The sequence below is a fragment of the uncultured Methylovirgula sp. genome (genome assembly GCF_947646745.1).
Taxonomy (GTDB): domain Bacteria; phylum Pseudomonadota; class Alphaproteobacteria; order Rhizobiales; family Beijerinckiaceae; genus Methylovirgula.
In genome coordinates this window covers 21,815-38,671 of record NZ_CANSHK010000035.1, presented here as the reverse complement: position 1 = coordinate 38,671, position 16,857 = coordinate 21,815, and the positions used below count along the sequence as shown (strand labels likewise).

General features: G+C 64.4%; 14 protein-coding genes. 4 read left to right on the top strand and 10 right to left on the bottom strand.

Annotated elements, in window-relative coordinates:
• The first annotated feature begins 379 nt into the window (after window positions 1-379).
• A complete protein-coding gene (gene rsmD / locus Q0025_RS11270; protein ID WP_297299081.1) occupies window positions 380-943 on the top strand; it encodes a 16S rRNA (guanine(966)-N(2))-methyltransferase RsmD in 564 nt (187 codons plus the stop codon).
• Between the two features lie 26 nt (window positions 944-969).
• Here the strand turns inward: rsmD and purD are convergent, their stop codons facing one another.
• From purD to Q0025_RS11240, 6 genes are all read right to left on the bottom strand, one after another.
• A complete protein-coding gene (gene purD / locus Q0025_RS11265) occupies window positions 970-2,241 on the bottom strand; it encodes a phosphoribosylamine--glycine ligase (RefSeq protein WP_297299079.1) in 1,272 nt (423 codons plus the stop codon).
• A gap of 253 nt (window positions 2,242-2,494) precedes the next feature.
• The gene (gene mutL / locus Q0025_RS11260) at window positions 2,495-4,297 is read right to left on the bottom strand and encodes a DNA mismatch repair endonuclease MutL (RefSeq protein WP_297299077.1); all 1,803 of its coding nucleotides are present in this window, start codon (window positions 4,295-4,297) and stop codon (window positions 2,495-2,497) included.
• 33 nt (window positions 4,298-4,330) lie between these two features.
• Window positions 4,331-5,620 (bottom strand): pitrilysin family protein, encoded by a 1,290-nt coding sequence (locus tag Q0025_RS11255; protein ID WP_297299075.1) that lies wholly within the window; start codon window positions 5,618-5,620, stop codon window positions 4,331-4,333.
• A 71-nt stretch (window positions 5,621-5,691) separates the two neighbouring features.
• Window positions 5,692-7,020 carry a pitrilysin family protein gene (locus tag Q0025_RS11250; RefSeq protein WP_297299073.1) on the bottom strand — a complete coding sequence of 443 codons (1,329 nt, stop codon included), beginning with the start codon at window positions 7,018-7,020 and terminating at the stop codon, window positions 5,692-5,694.
• A gap of 130 nt (window positions 7,021-7,150) precedes the next feature.
• Complete coding sequence (dksA, locus tag Q0025_RS11245) at window positions 7,151-7,516, bottom strand: RNA polymerase-binding protein DksA (RefSeq protein WP_297299071.1); 366 nt, start codon at window positions 7,514-7,516, stop codon at window positions 7,151-7,153.
• Between the two features lie 182 nt (window positions 7,517-7,698).
• On the bottom strand, window positions 7,699-8,925 hold the full coding sequence (locus Q0025_RS11240) for an NADP-dependent isocitrate dehydrogenase (protein WP_297299069.1): 1,227 nt from the start codon (window positions 8,923-8,925) through the stop codon (window positions 7,699-7,701).
• Between the two features lie 146 nt (window positions 8,926-9,071).
• On the opposite strand from Q0025_RS11240, the gene Q0025_RS11235 reads away from it, so the two are divergent.
• Window positions 9,072-9,899, top strand: coding sequence for an RNA methyltransferase (locus tag Q0025_RS11235; RefSeq protein WP_297299067.1), 828 nt, complete (start codon window positions 9,072-9,074; stop codon window positions 9,897-9,899).
• On the opposite strand, the gene Q0025_RS11230 is transcribed toward Q0025_RS11235, so the two are convergent.
• A complete protein-coding gene (locus Q0025_RS11230) occupies window positions 9,872-11,329 on the bottom strand; it encodes an MFS transporter (protein ID WP_297299065.1) in 1,458 nt (485 codons plus the stop codon). The two genes, Q0025_RS11235 and Q0025_RS11230, sit on opposite strands and share 28 nt — an antisense overlap.
• Before the next feature lie 182 nt (window positions 11,330-11,511).
• Between Q0025_RS11230 and murI the strand changes: the two genes are divergently transcribed.
• Window positions 11,512-12,342: a glutamate racemase gene (gene murI / locus Q0025_RS11225; protein ID WP_297299063.1), complete on the top strand. Its 831-nt coding sequence runs from the start codon at window positions 11,512-11,514 to the stop codon at window positions 12,340-12,342.
• 1 nt (window position 12,343) lies between these two features.
• Here the strand turns inward: murI and Q0025_RS11220 are convergent, their stop codons facing one another.
• Window positions 12,344-13,315, bottom strand: a complete 972-nt coding sequence (locus Q0025_RS11220; RefSeq protein WP_297299061.1) for a bifunctional riboflavin kinase/FAD synthetase — start codon at window positions 13,313-13,315, stop codon at window positions 12,344-12,346.
• Window positions 13,316-13,593: 278 nt separating this feature from the next.
• Between Q0025_RS11220 and Q0025_RS11215 the strand changes: the two genes are divergently transcribed.
• Entirely contained in the window at window positions 13,594-13,989 is a 396-nt protein-coding gene (locus Q0025_RS11215) for a response regulator (protein ID WP_297299059.1), read from the top strand.
• A gap of 7 nt (window positions 13,990-13,996) precedes the next feature.
• Here the strand turns inward: Q0025_RS11215 and Q0025_RS11210 are convergent, their stop codons facing one another.
• Together Q0025_RS11210 and Q0025_RS11205 are read right to left on the bottom strand one after the other, a co-directional pair.
• Window positions 13,997-14,908 carry a TIGR01459 family HAD-type hydrolase gene (locus tag Q0025_RS11210; RefSeq protein ID WP_297299057.1) on the bottom strand — a complete coding sequence of 304 codons (912 nt, stop codon included), beginning with the start codon at window positions 14,906-14,908 and terminating at the stop codon, window positions 13,997-13,999.
• A gap of 130 nt (window positions 14,909-15,038) precedes the next feature.
• Window positions 15,039-16,847: a cation:proton antiporter gene (locus tag Q0025_RS11205; RefSeq protein ID WP_297299055.1), complete on the bottom strand. Its 1,809-nt coding sequence runs from the start codon at window positions 16,845-16,847 to the stop codon at window positions 15,039-15,041.
• Between the last annotated feature and the right edge of the window lie 10 nt (window positions 16,848-16,857).

The following is a 16,857-nucleotide window of genomic DNA, read 5'->3' as shown; positions in this document are numbered from 1 at the left end:
CTCCGACGCGCGAGCCCGAGCCCGAGAAGCCGCGCCATCGTCCCCTGCCCGGCCCGCGCAAACATATTTCCGCGATGCGCGCGCACGACGACGACGCGCGCGCGCCGCGCCAGCGGATCGAACGCGCCACGACCGAAGACCGCAAGGGCCGCAGCGTCGCGGTCGAACGCCATGTCACGGCGAAGCCCGCGAAAAAATCGCGCCCGGCCGGCAAACCCGATCGCCCGCAGAGGACTGAACGCCCGCAGAAGACCGAGCGCCTGCAAAAATCCGAGCGTCCGCAGAAATCCGAGCGGCCGCGGCCATCAGGCCGGCCGCAACGGCCGCAAAAAAGCGGCCGTGCTGCGCCAACCGGGCGCCGCCCGCCGCGCAAACGCTAATGCGGATCGTCGCCGGACGATTGCGCGGCCGCAGCATTGCCGGCCCGACCGACGATGCAATCCGGCCGACATCCGACCGGCTGCGCGAAACGATCTTCAACATCTTGGCGCATGCCTATGACGATCCCGTCACCGGCGCCGCGGTGATCGACCTCTTCGCCGGCACCGGCGCCATGGGGCTCGAAGCTCTGTCGCGCGGCGCCCGCAAAGCGCTCTTCGTCGAGGATGCGGCCAGGGCCCGCGCGCTCATCCGCGCCAATGTCGATGCTTTGGGCCTCGGCGGCGAGACGCGCATCTTCCGCCGCGATGCGCGCAAGCTCGGCGATGCGCCGCCCGGCGAAAAATTCAACCTCGCCTTTCTCGATCCGCCCTATGGCCAACATCTCGGCGAACAGGCGCTGATCGCGCTGCGCGAAGGCCAATGGCTGACGGCCGACGCCCTCGTTGTTCTCGAAGAAAGCCTCGATGCCGAAATCGAAATGCCGGCCGGCTACCGGCTTCTCGAAACGCGCGGCTATGGCGGAACGAAAATCATGGTCGTTCGGGCGCAAGCCACGCCTTGATCGAGTCTGGCGTATCGCAGTCTCGGCTATGTCCCCTTCAGCGCCCGCCAGCCGATGTCGCGGCGGCAGAAGCCGCCCGGCCAGTCGATCGCATCGACGCCGGCATAGGCGCGGGCGCGCGCCTCGGCAAGGCTCGCTCCGAGGCCCGTCACATTGAGCACCCGGCCGCCGTCGGCCAAGAGGCGCGTGCCGTCGCGCTTGGTTCCCGCCTGGGTGATGATGACGCCGGGCAATGCCGCGGCTTTGTCGAGGCCGCGGATTTCGCTGCCCTTCTTCGGCGTGCCCGGATAGCCCTCGGCGGCGAGCACGACGGTCAGCGCGTGTTGGGCCGAAAACGAAAAGCGTTCCCAAGCCAGCCGGCCTTCGGCGCAGGCGAGCATCAGCGCCAGCAGATCGCCTTGAAGCCGCGGCAGGATCGCCTGCGTTTCCGGGTCGCCGAAGCGGACATTGAATTCGATGAGCTTCGGCCCGTCGCGCGTCAGCATCAGCCCGGCGAAGAGCACGCCCTGGAAGGGCATGCCCATTTCGGCCATGCCGCGCAAAGCCGGCTCGACGATCTCGGCCATCACCCGCGCCGTCAGCGCCTCGTCCATGACCGGAGCCGGCGAATAGGCGCCCATGCCGCCGGTGTTCGGCCCCGTATCGCCTTCGCCGACGCGCTTATGGTCCTGCGCCGAGGCGAAGGCGCGCGCCGTGCGGCCGTCGCAGAGCGCGAAGAAGGAGACTTCCTCGCCATCGAGACAATCTTCGATGACGAGCGATTGCCCGGCCGCGCCGAACAGGCCGCCGCGCATCTGATCGACCGCCGCCTCCGCCTCGGCGACGCTCTGCGCGACGACGACGCCTTTGCCCGAGGCAAGCCCGTCCGCCTTGACGACGATCGGCGCGCCGCGGCTGCGGATATAGTCTTTGGCGGTATCGGCATCGGTGAATTGCGCCGCCGCCGCCGTCGGAATCGCGAAGGCTGTGCAAAGGTCCTTGGTGAAGCCTTTCGAGCCCTCGAGCTGCGCGGCGGCGCGGCGCGGCCCGAAGGCCTTGATGCCGGCTTCGGACAAAGCATCGACGAGGCCGGCGACGAGCGGCGCCTCGGGCCCGACGACGACGAAGCCGATCTCCATCACCCGGCAGAAATCGATGACCGCCTGCGCATCGGCGGCATCGAGCGCGACGCAGGTTGCGACGGCGGCCATACCGGGATTGCCCGGCGCGGCGAAGAGACGGCCGAGGAGCGGGCTTTTGGCGATGTGATGGGCGAGCGCATGTTCGCGCCCGCCGGAGCCGAGGAGAAGAACGTTCACGGCCGATCCTTAGAGCATGTTCCGAAAAAGTTGCACGACTTTTTCGATAGGAACATGCTCCAACATTATGAAACGGCGCGATTTCTTGTCGGCCGGATGACCCATCCGGCCGGAAAGCGCGCTAGCCGCGACAGAGAGCTGTGGCTAGAGCATCGGACCGAAAAGTGCGAAGCGGTTTTCGGACAAATCCGATGCGATGAGAAAGACTTAAAAACGCCGAGTGATTCAATTTGAATGTCCGACGCTCTAGCGCCTATCGCCGCCCGAACAGGCGCTCGATGTCGGCGAGCTTCAATTCGACGTAAGTCGGCCGCCCGTGGTTGCATTGGCCGGACCCCGGCGTGCGCTCCATTTCGCGCAAGAGCGCATTCATCTCCTCGGGCAGGAGCCGCCGGCCGGCGCGGACCGAATTGTGACAGGCAAGCGTCGCCAGCACATGATCGAGCCGACGCTCGAGCGGCAAAGCCGCGCCCTCATCTTCCGCGAGAATGTCAGCGAGATCGCGCAACAGCCTGTCGGCGTCGAGGTTTTTCAAAATGCTCGGCTGCTCGCGCAGCAGGATCGCGCCGGGCCCGAAGGCTTCGACCGCCAAGCCGAACCCGGCGAGCACGGGCGCCGCCTCGGCAAGGCGATGAACTGAGGCTTCGTCCATCTCGACGACGAGCGGCACGAGCAGCACCTGTCGTTCGATGCCGCCGGCGGCGCGCGCCGCTTTCATCTTTTCATAGACGAGCCGCTCATGCGCCGCATGCTGATCGACGACGACGATGCCGTCGCGGGTCTGGGCGATGATATACGTTTCATGGATCTGCGCCCGCGCGGCGCCGAGCGGCGTGTCGGCGGCCTCCGAAATGGGCGATGGCGGCCGCGCGTCGGTGCTCGGCGCGATGCCGGCGAAGCGCGCTTGCTCTTCGGCGGCAAACCCCGGATAGGCCGTTGAGCTTTCCGGCGTCCAATTGGCCGGCCGCGGCGATGACCAACCGCCGAAGCCGCTTGTGCCGCCTGGACGGCGGGCGAGCAGATCGAGCGCCGCCGCGCCATTGGCGGGCGTCGCGCGATGGCCGGCGCCTTCCAGCGTTTGTTTCAATGCACCGACGACGAGGCCGCGGACGAGGCCCGGATCGCGGAAGCGCACTTCGGCCTTTGCCGGATGCACGTTGACATCGACCGTGCGCGGATCGCAGCTGACGAACAGCGCCAGGGCCGGATAGCGCCCGGCCGGCAGATAATCGACATAAGCGCCACGCGCCGCGCCGGCGAAAAGCTTGTCGCGCACCGGTCGGCCGTTGACGAAGAAATATTGCCCGTTGGCATTGGCACGGTGCCAGGTCGGCAGGCCGGCGAAGCCCCAGAGCGTGACCCCCTCGCGCAACGCATCGAGCGGCAGCGCGTTCGCCTGAAAATCCTTGCCGAGAATCTGCGTGAACCGCTGCAACAGCCCGGCGGCGTCGGTGCCGCACGCGGCATAATCGAAGCCCGCAATATCCGGACCCGACAGGGTGAAATGCACCGCGGGATGCGCCATCGCCAGGCGCTGGATGGCATCGGCGACGGCCTGCGCCTCGGTGCGGTCGGTCTTCAGGAATTTGAGCCGCGCCGGCGTGGCGGCGAAAAGCTCGCGCACCTCGACGCGCGTGCCTTGCGGCTGCGCCGCCGGAGCGAGCTTGTGTTTCAGCCCCTGATCGACGCGGATATGGCATCCCTCGCGCGCATCCTGGGCGCGGGAGAAAATATCGAGCGTCGCGACCGAGCCGATCGAGGGCAGCGCCTCGCCGCGGAAGCCGAGCGTGCCGATCTGCGAGAGATCGCCGTCCGCCAATTTCGACGTGGCATGGCGCTCGACGGCAAGGTCGAGGTCACCCGCGCTCATGCCCTGGCCATTGTCGATGACGCGGATGAGCCGCCGGCCGCCCGCCTCGATCGCGACGTCGATGCGGCTCGCGCCGGCATCGAGCGCATTCTCGACGAGTTCCTTCACGGCGGCAGCCGGCCGCTCGATCACTTCGCCGGCGGCGATGCGATCGACAAGGACGGGATCGAGACGGCGGACGGGCATTGATCCCCGAATCGCGAAGGTTGAAACGCGACCTTACAACCCGACCGGCCGGCCGGCGACGGCGACCAAAAGCGATCCGTCGCCGAAGAGGCGCTTGGCGGCGCGTTTGGCATCCTCCAGCGTCACCGCCTCGATCAGCTTGTTGCGCGCGTCGAGATAATCGACGCCGTAGCCCTCGGCCTGCAAGCGCACGAGATGCGCGGCGATCTTGGTCGAAGAATCGAAGCGCAGCGCGTAAGAGCCGATGAGATATTTCTTCGCCTTGTCGAGCTCCTCCGCGCTCGGCCCGGCGTCGGCGAGGCTCAAAATCTCGCCGCGGATCACGTCGAGCGATTCGGCGGCGCGCTCGTTCTTGGTCGAGGTGCCGCCGAAGAACATCGCCGCATGGTCCTGCGTCGCGAGCTGCGAATAGACGGAATAGGCGAGACCGCGTTTCTCGCGCACTTCGCGGAAGAGCCGCGCCGAGAAAACGCCGCCGCCGAGCACGTGATTGACGACGGTCGCCGGAATGAAATCGGCATCGTCGCGGCCGATCCCCTGCCGGCCGAAGCGGATCGTCGATTGCGGCAGATCGATATCGGCGATCTCCCGCCGCCCCGCCCCGGCGAAGAGGACGTCCGGAACCGGCAGCAGCGAAGCCTTTTCCGGCAGCGTGCCGAAGACATCGTCGAGATAGGCGGCGAGCGTCGGCGCATCGATCGCACCGACGACGGCGACCTTCAGATTGTCGCGACCGAAATTGGCGGCGCGGAAATCGGCGATATGCGGCCGCGACAGCGACGCGAGGGTGTCGAGATCACCGCGCACCGGCGCGCCATAGGGATGGCCGGCATAGGCGATGCGGCGGAAGCTGCGGTTGGCGACATAATCGGGATCGTTGATCTCGCGCCTCAAGCCGGCGGCGATCTGGCTCTTCACCCGCTCCATCGGTTCGGGATCAAGCCGCGCCTGGGCGATGGCAAGGCCGAGCAGTTCGAAAGCCTTGGCCTTGTTGCGCGCCAGGGTCTGCAAACGCCCGTGGAACAGGTCGCGGTCGGCCGAAAAGCTGAGCTCGATCGCGTTCTCTTCGAGAATGCGATGAAATGCCTCCGACTCGTACGGCCCGGCGCCTTCGTCGAGCAGGCCGGCGAGCAGCGTCGCAACGCCCGGCAAGGCCGGCGGGTCCTGCGCCGCGCCGCCGAGAAAGGCGAGTTCGAGCGCCACCAGCGGCACGGTGTAATCCTCGACCAGCCAGGCCCTGATGCCTCCGGGGGAGACGACCTGCTGGACCGTCGAAGCACGGGAATTCGACGGCTTGGGTTCGCTCTTGAGCGTATCGGTCATGGGATATCCTATCCGGCCCGATCCGGAAAAGTCGCAGACTTTCCGCCTAGATCGGGCGCTTTTCTGAAAAATTAGGCGGCCCGACCGGCCGGCAGCAGAAGGCCGGTGACGCCGCGCTGGCGGTCGAGCCAATGCGCCGCCGTGACGACTTGATCCGCCGTCACCGCCTCGATCCGTTCGGGCCAGCTTTGAATATCGGCAAGCGAAAGGCCGGTCGCGAGCGAAGCGCCATACCATTGCGCCATCGCCGCCTGATTGTCCTGCGCATAGATCGTCTCGGCGACGAGCCGCGACTTGGCGCGCTCGATATCGGCCGCATCGACGCCCTTTTCGGCCAGGCTTGCAACGATGGCGGCGATCTCTTCGTCGAGCGTCTCCAGCGAGACGCCGGGCGCCGGCATCCCGTAGAGATAGAAGCGCGTCTCGTCGAGCGCGGTGCCGCCGTAATAGGCGCCGATCGAAACGGCGAGCTTCTTTTCGACGACAAGCGTGCGGAACAAAAGGCTCGCCTGGCCGCCGCCGAGATAATGGGCGAGCACTTCGAGCGCCTCGGCCTCGCCCGGCGCCGTCTTATAGGACGGCACGAGGAAGCAGATTTGATAGGAGGGCTGCTCGACCTTTTCGTCAGCAAGCGTCACCTGGCGATGCGCATGCGGCTTTGGCTCGCGCACCCGCCAGCGCTGCGGCGCCGCGCCGCGCGCCGGAATCTTGCCATAGACCTCGCCGGCCAGCGCGACGACATCGCGCGGTTCGACATCGCCGGCGACGACGAGGATGGCATTCTCGGGCGTATAGAAGCGCTCGTAATAGGCGAGCGCATCGGCGCGGCCCAGGCCGGCAATATCGTCCGCCCAACCGATCACCGGCAGGCCATAGGGATGGCGGGTAAAGAGCGCCGATTGCACCGCCTCGTTCAAAAGATCGGACGGATCGGAATCGGTGCGCATCCGCCGCTCTTCGAGGACGACGTCGCGCTCCGGCGCCACGACCTCGTCGGTCAGGACGAGGTTCTGCATCCGGTCGGCCTCGTAATCCATGCAGGTGCGCAGATGGTCCTTCGGCACACGCTGGAAATAGGCGGTGTAATCATTGGAGGTGAAGGCGTTCTCCTGACCGCCGACATCGGCGATGAGTTCGGAGAATTCGCCGGCCGGATGCGCCTTCGTCCCTTTGAACATCAGATGTTCGAGAAAATGCGCGATGCCCGACTTGCCGACCGGATCGTCGGCCGAGCCATTGCGATACCAGACCATATGGGTGACGACCGGGGCGCGATGATCCGGGATCACCACGATTTCGAGGCCGTTGGCAAGTTTGGCGCTGGTCACCGCTGGACCGCCGGGTTTGGCGGGCGCTGCCGCCGAGGGGGTGAGCGGCAGGCTCTGGCTCAACTGGGACATTCGTCTGCTTTCTCGAGAGGGCAATGGCGAAGCTTGCGCTGCGCCGGTGGCTGAGAGGCTACGCCTGCCCGATATAGGAAGCAATTTGGCGGCGCGCAGGGCGCCCGGCCGGTCCCCATCGCTCGGCTACTCAGCCGTCGCGATAAACCTTTTCGCGCCGCTCGTGGCGCTCCTGCGCCTCGATCGAGAACGTCGCGATTGGCCGCGCATCGAGCCGCTTGAGCGAGATCGGCTCGCCCGTCTCCTCGCAATAGCCGTAGCTGCCGTCTTCGATTCGCCCGAGCGCCGCGTCGATCTTGGCGATCAATTTGCGCTGCCGGTCGCGGGCGCGCAATTCAATCGAGCGGTCGGTTTCGGACGAAGCCCGATCGGCGAGATCGGGAAGGTTCTCGTTATCGTTCTGCAGAACGACGAGCGTTTCGCGGCTTTCCCGCAGAATATCGTCCTTCCAGGCGAGCAGCTTGCGGCGAAAGTATTCGCGCTGCCGCTCATTCATGAAGGGCTCGTCTTCCGACGGTCGATAATCAACATCGATCGCATCATTCGGCACGTCCAGAATCTCCGCACCTCAAACGAAATCGCTGGCCTTATAACGACATGTATCCGGCGAGACAATAAGTTCGTTGCGCCCGCAGGGTGTTTTCAACGCTGAAGCGAGAATGGCCTTGATGCGCTGCATCACGCCGCCGCCTGCGTTTCGAGCGCTTTGCGCAGATTATCGCTGATCTTGTCGAGAAAGCCGGTCGTCGAGAGCCATTTCTGGCTATCGCCGACGAGCAGAGCGAGGTCCTTGGTCATAAAGCCCGATTCGACCGTATCGACGCAGACCTTTTCCAAAGTGGCGGCGAACCGGGCGAGTTCGGCATTGTCGTCGAGCTTGGCGCGATGGGCGATGCCGCGCGTCCAGGCGAAAATCGAGGCGATCGAATTGGTCGAGGTCTCGCGGCCCTTCTGATGTTCGCGATAATGCCGGGTTACGGTGCCATGCGCGGCTTCGGCCTCGACGGTCTGGCCATCCGGCGTCAAAAGAACCGAGGTCATGAGGCCGAGCGAGCCGAACCCCTGCGCCACCGTGTCCGACTGAACGTCGCCGTCATAATTCTTGCAGGCCCAGACATAGCCGCCCGACCATTTGAGCGCCGAGGCGACCATGTCGTCGATCAGCCGGTGCTCGTAGGTGATCTTTGCGGCGATGTAATCCGCCTTGAACTCATTCTCATAAACTTCCTGGAAAATATCCTTGAAGCGGCCATCATAAGCCTTGAGGATTGTGTTCTTGGTCGAGAGATAGACCGGGAATTTGCGCAGCAGCCCGTAATTCAGCGAGGCGCGCGCGAAGTCACGGATCGAATCGTCCAGATTGTACATCGCCATCGCGACGCCGGCGCCGGGAAAGCTGAAGACCTCCTTCTCGATGACTTTGCCATCGTCGCCTTCGAATTTGATCGACAGCCGGCCCTTGCCGGGGACTTTGAAATCGGTGGCGCGATATTGGTCGCCGAAGGCATGGCGGCCGACGACGATCGGCGCGGTCCAGCCCGGCACGAGGCGCGGGACGTTGCGGCAGATGATCGGCTCGCGGAAGATGACACCGCCGAGGATATTGCGGATCGTGCCGTTCGGCGACTTCCACATTTCCTTGAGATTGAATTCGACGACGCGCGCCTCGTCCGGCGTGATGGTCGCGCATTTGACGCCGACGCCATGCTTCTTGATCGCATGGGCGGCCTCGACCGTGACCTGGTCGTTTGTGGCGTCGCGATTCTCGATCGAGAGATCGTAATAATCGAGATGAACGTCGAGATAGGGATGGATGAGCTTGTCGCGGATCAGGTGCCAAATGATCCGGGTCATCTCGTCGCCATCGAGTTCGACGATGGGATTTGCGACCTTGATCTTGTTCATGGCAAAACCTTTGGCATTGCGGAGGGAGCGCGGCCCCTATAGCACCGGCAAGTGAGGGCGAAAAGCGCTGCCGCCATAGACTTTGCGCCGGCTTGCGGCGGCGGAAAGATCGCCTCTCGGGCGCGGATCGCCTATAGAGAGCGGCGATGACGGGTGCTGGCACGAATCATACCATTCCGAGCCTCATGGGCGGCCCGGCGATTATCCTCGTGCGGCCGCAGCTTGCCGTGAACATCGGCATGTGCGCGCGGGCGATGGCCAATTTCGGCCTATCGGATCTGCGCCTCGTCAATCCGCGCGAAGGCTGGCCGCGCACCGGCGCCCTGCGCAAAGGCGCCTATGCCGCCGCCGCGGGCGCCGTGCATCTGCTCGAACAGGCGAGGCTCTTCGCAAGCCTCGAAGAGGCGGTGGCCGATCTCAACGGCACCTTTGCGACGACGGCGCGGGAACGCGGCCAATTAAAGCCGGTGCTGGCGGCCGACACCGCCATGGCAGAGGCGGCATCGCGTTTTTCATCCGGCGAAAGGCTCGGCATTCTCTTCGGTCCGGAGCGCACCGGCCTCGCCAACGAGGAAGTCGCGCTCGCCGATAAGATCGTGAGCTTTCCGGTCAATCCCGCCTATGCTTCGCTCAACCTTGCCCAGGCCGTGCTCCTCGTCGGCTATGAATGGATGAAGGCGGCGCATGGTGCGGCGCCCCCGTTCCAGCCGGCGGAGCGCTCCCCGGCCGCACCGCGCGAGATGATCCTCTCGTTTTTCGATTACCTCGAAGGCGAGCTCGCACGCGTGGGCTTCTTCCGGCCGCTGGCGAAACGGCCGGTGATGCAGAACAACCTGCGCAACATGTTTCACCGGATGAACATGTCCGAGCAGGACGTAAGCAGCTTCCGCGGCATGATCGTGCGGCTCGTCGAAGGGCCGCGCGCCGATCGACCGAAGAAAAAATCTCAGCCGCCGTCCGACGACAAGGGCTGAGCCACCGATTCGAGCGATTTGCCCTCCGCGGCGACGCCAAAAAACGCCTGCACCGCCCCTGCCCCGACCATCAGCGCTGCGCCGACCAAATAGCCGATGAGCACGATGCCGCGCTGTTTCGTGCCGATCAACGCACCAAACAGGATCGGCGCGGCGATGCCGCCGATCCCGGTGCCGACGGCGTAGAAGATGGCGATCGCCAAGGCGCGGATCTCGACCGGAAAAATCTCACTCACCGTGAGATAGGCGGCGCTCGCCGCCGCCGAGGCGAAGAAGAAGACGATCATCCAGGCGTAGGTCTGGGTCTTTGCGTCGAGCACGCCGGCGGCAAAAAGAAAGGCCGAGACGGCCAGCAGCACGCCGGCGATGCCGTAGGTCGCCGCAATCATCGGCTTGCGGCCCACCTTGTCGAAGAGCGGCCCCAGCAGCAGCGGCCCGAGCACGTTGCCGGCGGCGAAGGGAAAGACATAAAGCCCGACGCTCTGATGCGGCACCTTATAGAAGGTCGTCAGCACCAGCGCATAGGTGAAGAAGATCGCATTATAGAAAAAGCTTTGCGCGCCCATCAGCGCCAGGCCGACGAGCGTGCGTTGACGGAATGTCACGAAGAGGGCGCGGAAAACCGCGCTGACCGGCGTATGGCGGCGTGATTTGATGCGCAGCGGCGCGAGCGTCTCCGGCTTACTGAGTGCGATGGTGTGCGCGGAAAATTCCGCCTCGATTTCACCGACGATCGCCTCGGCTTTTTTCGCATGGCCGTGAATGACGAGCCAACGCGGGCTTTCCGGGATGATGGTTCGCAGCGCCAGGATGCCAAGCGCCAGCACGGCACCGATGAAGAAGGCGGCGCGCCAGCCGGTATCGGCGCCGAAATGCGCCGGGTTGAGCAAGAGGATCGAAGCGGCTGCGCCGATCGCCCCGCCGACCCAGAACGAGCCGTTGATGGCCATGTCGATGCGGCCGCGCAACCGCGCCGGGGTAAATTCCTGGATGGTCGAATTGATGGCGCTATATTCGCCGCCGATCCCGGCGCCGGTCAGAAATCGGAACAGACAGAAGCTGGCGAGATCGAAGCTGAAGGCGGTGGCGGCCGTCGCCGCCGCGTAAAGTCCGAGCGTGATGAAGAAGAGTTTTTTGCGGCCGTAGCGGTCGGTCAGCCAGCCGAACAGAAGCGCGCCGACCACCGCCCCAGCGAGGTAGAAACCCGAGACGAGGCCGACATCCCAATCGGAAAAATGCAGCGTCGGGCTGGCGACGAGAGCGCCGGCGAGAGACCCCGCCAGCGTCACTTCGAGGCCATCGAGAATCCAGGTGATGCCAAGCGCAACGATGATGCGCAGATGAAAGGCGCCGAAGGGCAGCCGGTCGAGCCGCGCCGGGACGCGCGTCTCGACAAATGTCTGCTTCGCTGATGCCGTTTCGACCGCCATGAGGCCCTCCACGAAGCTCAACGCGCATCGGGCCAAAAAGCCTCAAATGAGGCCGCCGGGGCCGTAAACTGTTGCAATCGCGCCGCGGCAGTGGGAAATCGGTCGATCTCCGCAAGGGAAAAAGGTAGGAACGGGAATCGGCGGCCTTGGTGCCGCCGCATCGTCCATCCCATTTACGCAGCATGCCGCAACCGCACGTTCTCGTCTTCGATTCCGGATTGGGCGGCCTGACCGTTCTCGCCGAAGTGATGCGCCAGCGGCCGGATGTACAATGCCTTTATGCCGCCGATGATGCGGGCTTTCCCTATGGCCGGCTGAGCGAAGACGCGCTCATCGCACGGGTTGGCACGGTGATCGGCCAACTCATCGCGGATCGCGCGCCGGACGCGATCGTCGTCGCCTGCAACACCGCCTCGACCTTGTTGCTGCCGCATCTGCGCGCCGCCTATCCGCAGATTCCCTTCATCGGCACGGTGCCTGCGGTGAAGCCCGCGGCGAGCCAATCGCAGTCGAAGCTGATTTCCGTGCTCGCCACGCCCGGCACCGTCGCGCGCGATTACACCCACGATCTCGTGCGCACCTATGCCGCCCATTGCGACGTGACTCTCGTCGGCTCGACCAAACTTGCCGGACTGGCCGAGGCCTTTATGAAGGGCGAGCCCGTTTCCGACGCTTCGATCGCTGCGGAGATCGCGCCGAGTTTCGTCGAAAAGGACGGCCGGCGCACCGATTGCATCGTGCTCGCCTGCACGCACTACCCGCTGCTGCTTCAACGGTTCGAGCGGCTCGCGCCTTGGCCGGTCGCTTGGATCGATCCGGCCGAAGCGATCGCCCGGCGCCTCGATCATGTCCTGCGCCAGGACCTTGGGCTCACGCCGGAGGCAGCCACGGCAGGACCGCATGCGGCTCTGTTTACCAGCGGTGCCCCGCCAAGCCCCGCGCTCGCGACCGCCTTGGCCGAACGCGGCATCGGCATGATCGTCGAACAGCCGATCCCGATGGCGCTCGCCTGAACTAAGGCTCGAGAATTTGCCGCGCCGCGGCCGCGTCCTTCTTCATCTGCACGACCAGGGCTTCGACCGAGTCGAATTTCATCTCATCGCGCAGAAAATGCACGAAGGCGACTTCCAGAACTTTGCCGTAAAGATCACCGGAAAAATCGAAAATATAAACTTCGAGCAGCGGCGCGCCGTTATCGAAGGTCGGCCGTGTGCCGAAGCTCGCGACGCCGCCGAACCAGATTTCGTCGATCCGCACCCGGACCGCGTAAATCCCGTGCCGCAACCGCACCGAATGATGCAACCGCAGATTCGCCGTTGGAAAGCCGAGGTCGCGGCCGCGCTTATCGCCATGCACCACCGGGGTGATGACGAAATAGGGATGGCCGAGCAGGACTTGCGCGCGTTCGACATCGCCGGCTTCGAGAGCTTTTCGGGTCTCGGTCGAGGAAGCGGGCACGATCGAGCCGCTTGAATCGGCGGCGATGCGCGCGACGATCTCGACGGCAAAGCCGTAACGCGCGCCGGCTTCGGCCAGGAAAGTCGGCGTGCCGGCGCGACCTTTGCCGAAATGAAAATCGTAGCCAGCGACGACGCCGCCGACATGCAATCGCCGCACCAATATGTCGCGGACGAATTCCTCCGCCGGCATGGCCGCGAGCGCGGCATCAAAGCTCAGCACGATCATTCCGTCGATGCCAATGCGCGACAGTGCGACCGCCTTGGTTTCTTCGGGCGTCAGTCTGAAGATTGTATCCGTTCTAAAAAAGAAATCGGCTGGATGCGGTTCGAAGGTCAGCACCGCGCAGGGCCGCCCGAGCCGCGCGGCCATGTCCTCGGCGCGCTTCAAGACCGCGACATGGCCGCGATGCACGCCATCGAAATTGCCGATCGCAACCACCGCGCCTTCGAGTCCGGGCGGCGGCTGGTGCGGATCGACCGCAACGATAAAGCGCGAGGGCGAAGGCGACGCGGGGGGATCAGCCATGGCGACCAGTGAAGGCGGAGCCTGCCGCCGAGCGGCGCGACCCTGCCGCGCCAGCCGTCATCCGTCAAGCATGGGCCTCGCGCGGTTCTCCACAGCCCGGACGGGGGATGCTTTACTTTTTCTTTTCAAGATTCGCGGGCGGGAGAGGCTTTTCTAGCGCATTAAATTAACGGAATCGCAAGCGGCGATACGTTTAATCACCGCGGCGTCAACGAAGCGGTTTTGCTCGGACGCTATATCTTTTTATTAACCGACCGTTGCCCGGCCGGAGGCACTTAATGATTGTGGAACCGTCACTGCCGATCCTCATCGTCGACGACTACAAGACGATGGTGCGGATCATCCGTAATCTGCTCGGCCAAATCGGCTTCACCAATGTCGACGAGGCATCGAGCGGTGCGGAAGCCCTGGAGAAAATCCACGACAAGCCTTACGGGCTGATCATCTCTGATTGGAACATGGAGCCGATGACCGGCTTCCAGCTTCTGCAGAGAGTCCGTGAGGACAAGGACCTCGCCGAGGTTCCATTCATCATGGTCACTGCGGAATCGAAGACCGATAACGTGATCGCCGCACGCAAGGCGGGCGTCAGTCACTATATCGTCAAGCCGTTCAATGCGACGACGCTCAAAGCCAAGATCGATTCGGTCTTCACCACGGCCGCCGTCGCGTAAATCGTCTTCACCACAGCAATTCTGCCGCGACCGCGGTCGGCGCAAAGCCGAGAGTGTCGAAGAACTGATGAAAGGCGGCGGCATTGAGCCGGCCGTTGCCGCCTTCCGCGTGCAATTCGGCGCGGTGAATTCCGCTCGTCACAAAGAGGGTGGCAAACCCCTGCGCCTGGCCGCCCTTGATATCCGTATGGGCAGAATCGCCGATCGCCAGCACGCGCTTGCGATCGATCTCGCCACGCTTTGCCGAGGCAAGCGCCAGCGCCCGCGCATAAATCTCCGCATGCGGCTTGCCGGCCTGGATGACGCGGCCGCCCATGGCCTCGTAGCTTTCCGCCAGCGCGCCGGCGCAATAAACGAGCCTATCGCCCATTTCGACGACAATATCGGGATTGGCGCAGATGAATTCAGCCTGGTGCTCGCGCAATAGCCGCAGGCGCGCCTCGTAATCCGCCGGGGTCTCGCTTTCCGCACGTTCGAGACCGATGCAGACGGCATAGGCAGCCTCGGCCAGATCGACGAACCGCAGCTTTTGGTCCATGGCGGATTCCGCCTCGCAGAATAGCGCCGTATCTTCCTGCGGCCCGATGTAGGCAAGCGGCTGTCCCTCGCGCTCGCGAATGAGCGAAATCGTCACATCGCCGGAGGTGACGATGCCGTCATAAGCGTCGCGCGGCACTTTCAGATGATCGAGAAAATCGGCGACGCGCGCACGCGGACGTGGCGCGTTGGTGATGAGCACGACGCTGCCGCCCGCCTCACGAAAACGCCGCAAGGCATCTGTTGCCTGTTCATATTGCATGACGCCGTTATGGACGACGCCCCAGACGTCGCAAAGAATGACGTCATAGCCGCCGGCAAGATCGCGCAGGCCACGCACGAATCGCGACGGCGAGGGCTGCGGCACATTGGTGAGAGGCATGATGTCTCGCTAGATCACGATGCTTTCGGATCGAATCGACCCGAAATCATAAACGTAGTCGATTCTAATAATTCAGAGCGGGATTGTCGCGAAAAACCGCGGACACTTTTTCGCATCCCCCTCTAAGGCTTCAACGATCGTGCAGGCGGCGATGCCGGCGCGCACCGAATTCACGCGCGATTGCCGCAACCGCGGGCTGCAAAGCCTTGCGATAATCGTCGCGCTTGGCATGGATCGAGGCGATCACCAGGCCCATCGGTATGCCTATATCGACCAGAGCCGCTTCCGACAATTGCAGGCTCGCTTCGACCGTCTCGGGCACCGCGTCGGTGACACCAAGTTCGTAAAGCTCGCGGGCGTGGTCCGCATCGCGGGCACGCGCGACGATGGTCAGGTCCTTGTTGACCTGCCGCGCGGCGGCGACGATCTCGCTCGAACTCTGCGTGGCGCCGATCGTGACGATCAACGCCCGCGCCTTCTCGATGCCGCAACGGGCCAGGAATTCCGGCCGCGCCGCATTGCCCCAGTAGATGTCGATGCCGCTTTGGCGGAACTGCCGGACGAGGCCGGCGTTGGTTTCGATCGCGAGGAAATTGATCGCATGGGCGTTGAGCATCTCGCCGACCAATTGGCCGACGCGGCCGTAGCCGACGATGATCGCTTTGCCCGACGCATCCTCCGCCGGCACGGGCAAGCGGCCGAGGTCGGCATCGACCTCGGGCTTTGGCCGCGGCAGCAGGCCGACGATCGTTCCCATCAAAGGGATGACGAACATCGATAAGGTGACCGCGACCAAAGCATCGCTGCCGATCTGGCTGCCAAGCGCGCGGCTCGCAATGGCGCTGCCGATCACCACCAGGGCAAATTCGCCGCCCGGCGCCAGCATCAGCGCCGTTTCCAATGCGACATTGCGGCCGAGGCGGAACAGCCGCCCGGCGGCATAGACGGTGACCGCCTTGACGAGAATGAACGCCGCCGCGAGCCCCAAAGTGCGCAGCGGCGCCGAGAAGATCAGCGACAGATCGAGACTCGCGCCGACCGAGAGAAAGAAGAGGCCGAGGAGCAGGCCTTGAAACGGTTCGATCGTGACTTCGATCTGGCGGCGATATTCCGTCTCGGCCAACAGCAGGCCGGCGATCAGCGCGCCCAATCCCATCGAGAGGCCGCTCGCGGCCGAGATGACGCCCGTGCCGACGACGACGAAGAGACAGGCGGCCATGAAAAATTCAGGCGCGCCCGCCGAGGCGACGAGATGAAACAAAGGCCGCAAAATCAGCCGCCCGGCGAGTACCACGCCACCGAGCCCGAGACAGGCCGGCAGGACGGTATAAAGAAGCACCACGTCGAATTTATCGTGATGCGCGCCGAGGATCGTCACCAGAAACAGCAAGGGCGCGACCATTAAGTCCTGAAACAGCAGGACCGAGAAGATCGTACGTCCCGCCGACGTGCCGAGCCGCTTGCGGTCGGCGAGAACCGGTAGGACGATGGCTGTCGAGGACATAGCGAGCGCAAGGCCGAGAATGACGGCCGAGGCGAGCGTATGGTGCTCGACGAGGGCGATGCCGCCGAGAACCAGCGCCGCGCCGAAGACCTGGACCGCGCCAAAACCGAAGACCAGCCGGCGCAAATGCACCAGCCGCTCGAAACTCAATTCGAGACCGATCATGAAGAGCAGAAACACGACGCCGAATTCGGCCGCGGGGCCGATCTCGTCGAGATTGTCGAGCGTGATATGCGAGACCCAGGACGGCAGCGTGCCGCGCTGCGCCAGCGCGCCGAGACCGTAAGGTCCAAGGCAGAAGCCGGCCGCAAGAAAGCCGAGGACCGGACTGAGCCGCAATCGGCGGAAGACCGGCGCGATAATCGCAGCAGTGCCGAGAAACAGCAGGACGCTTTTATAGTGCTCGGGCGAATAATGTTCTGGCGAGGCCGGCATGAAACTCCTG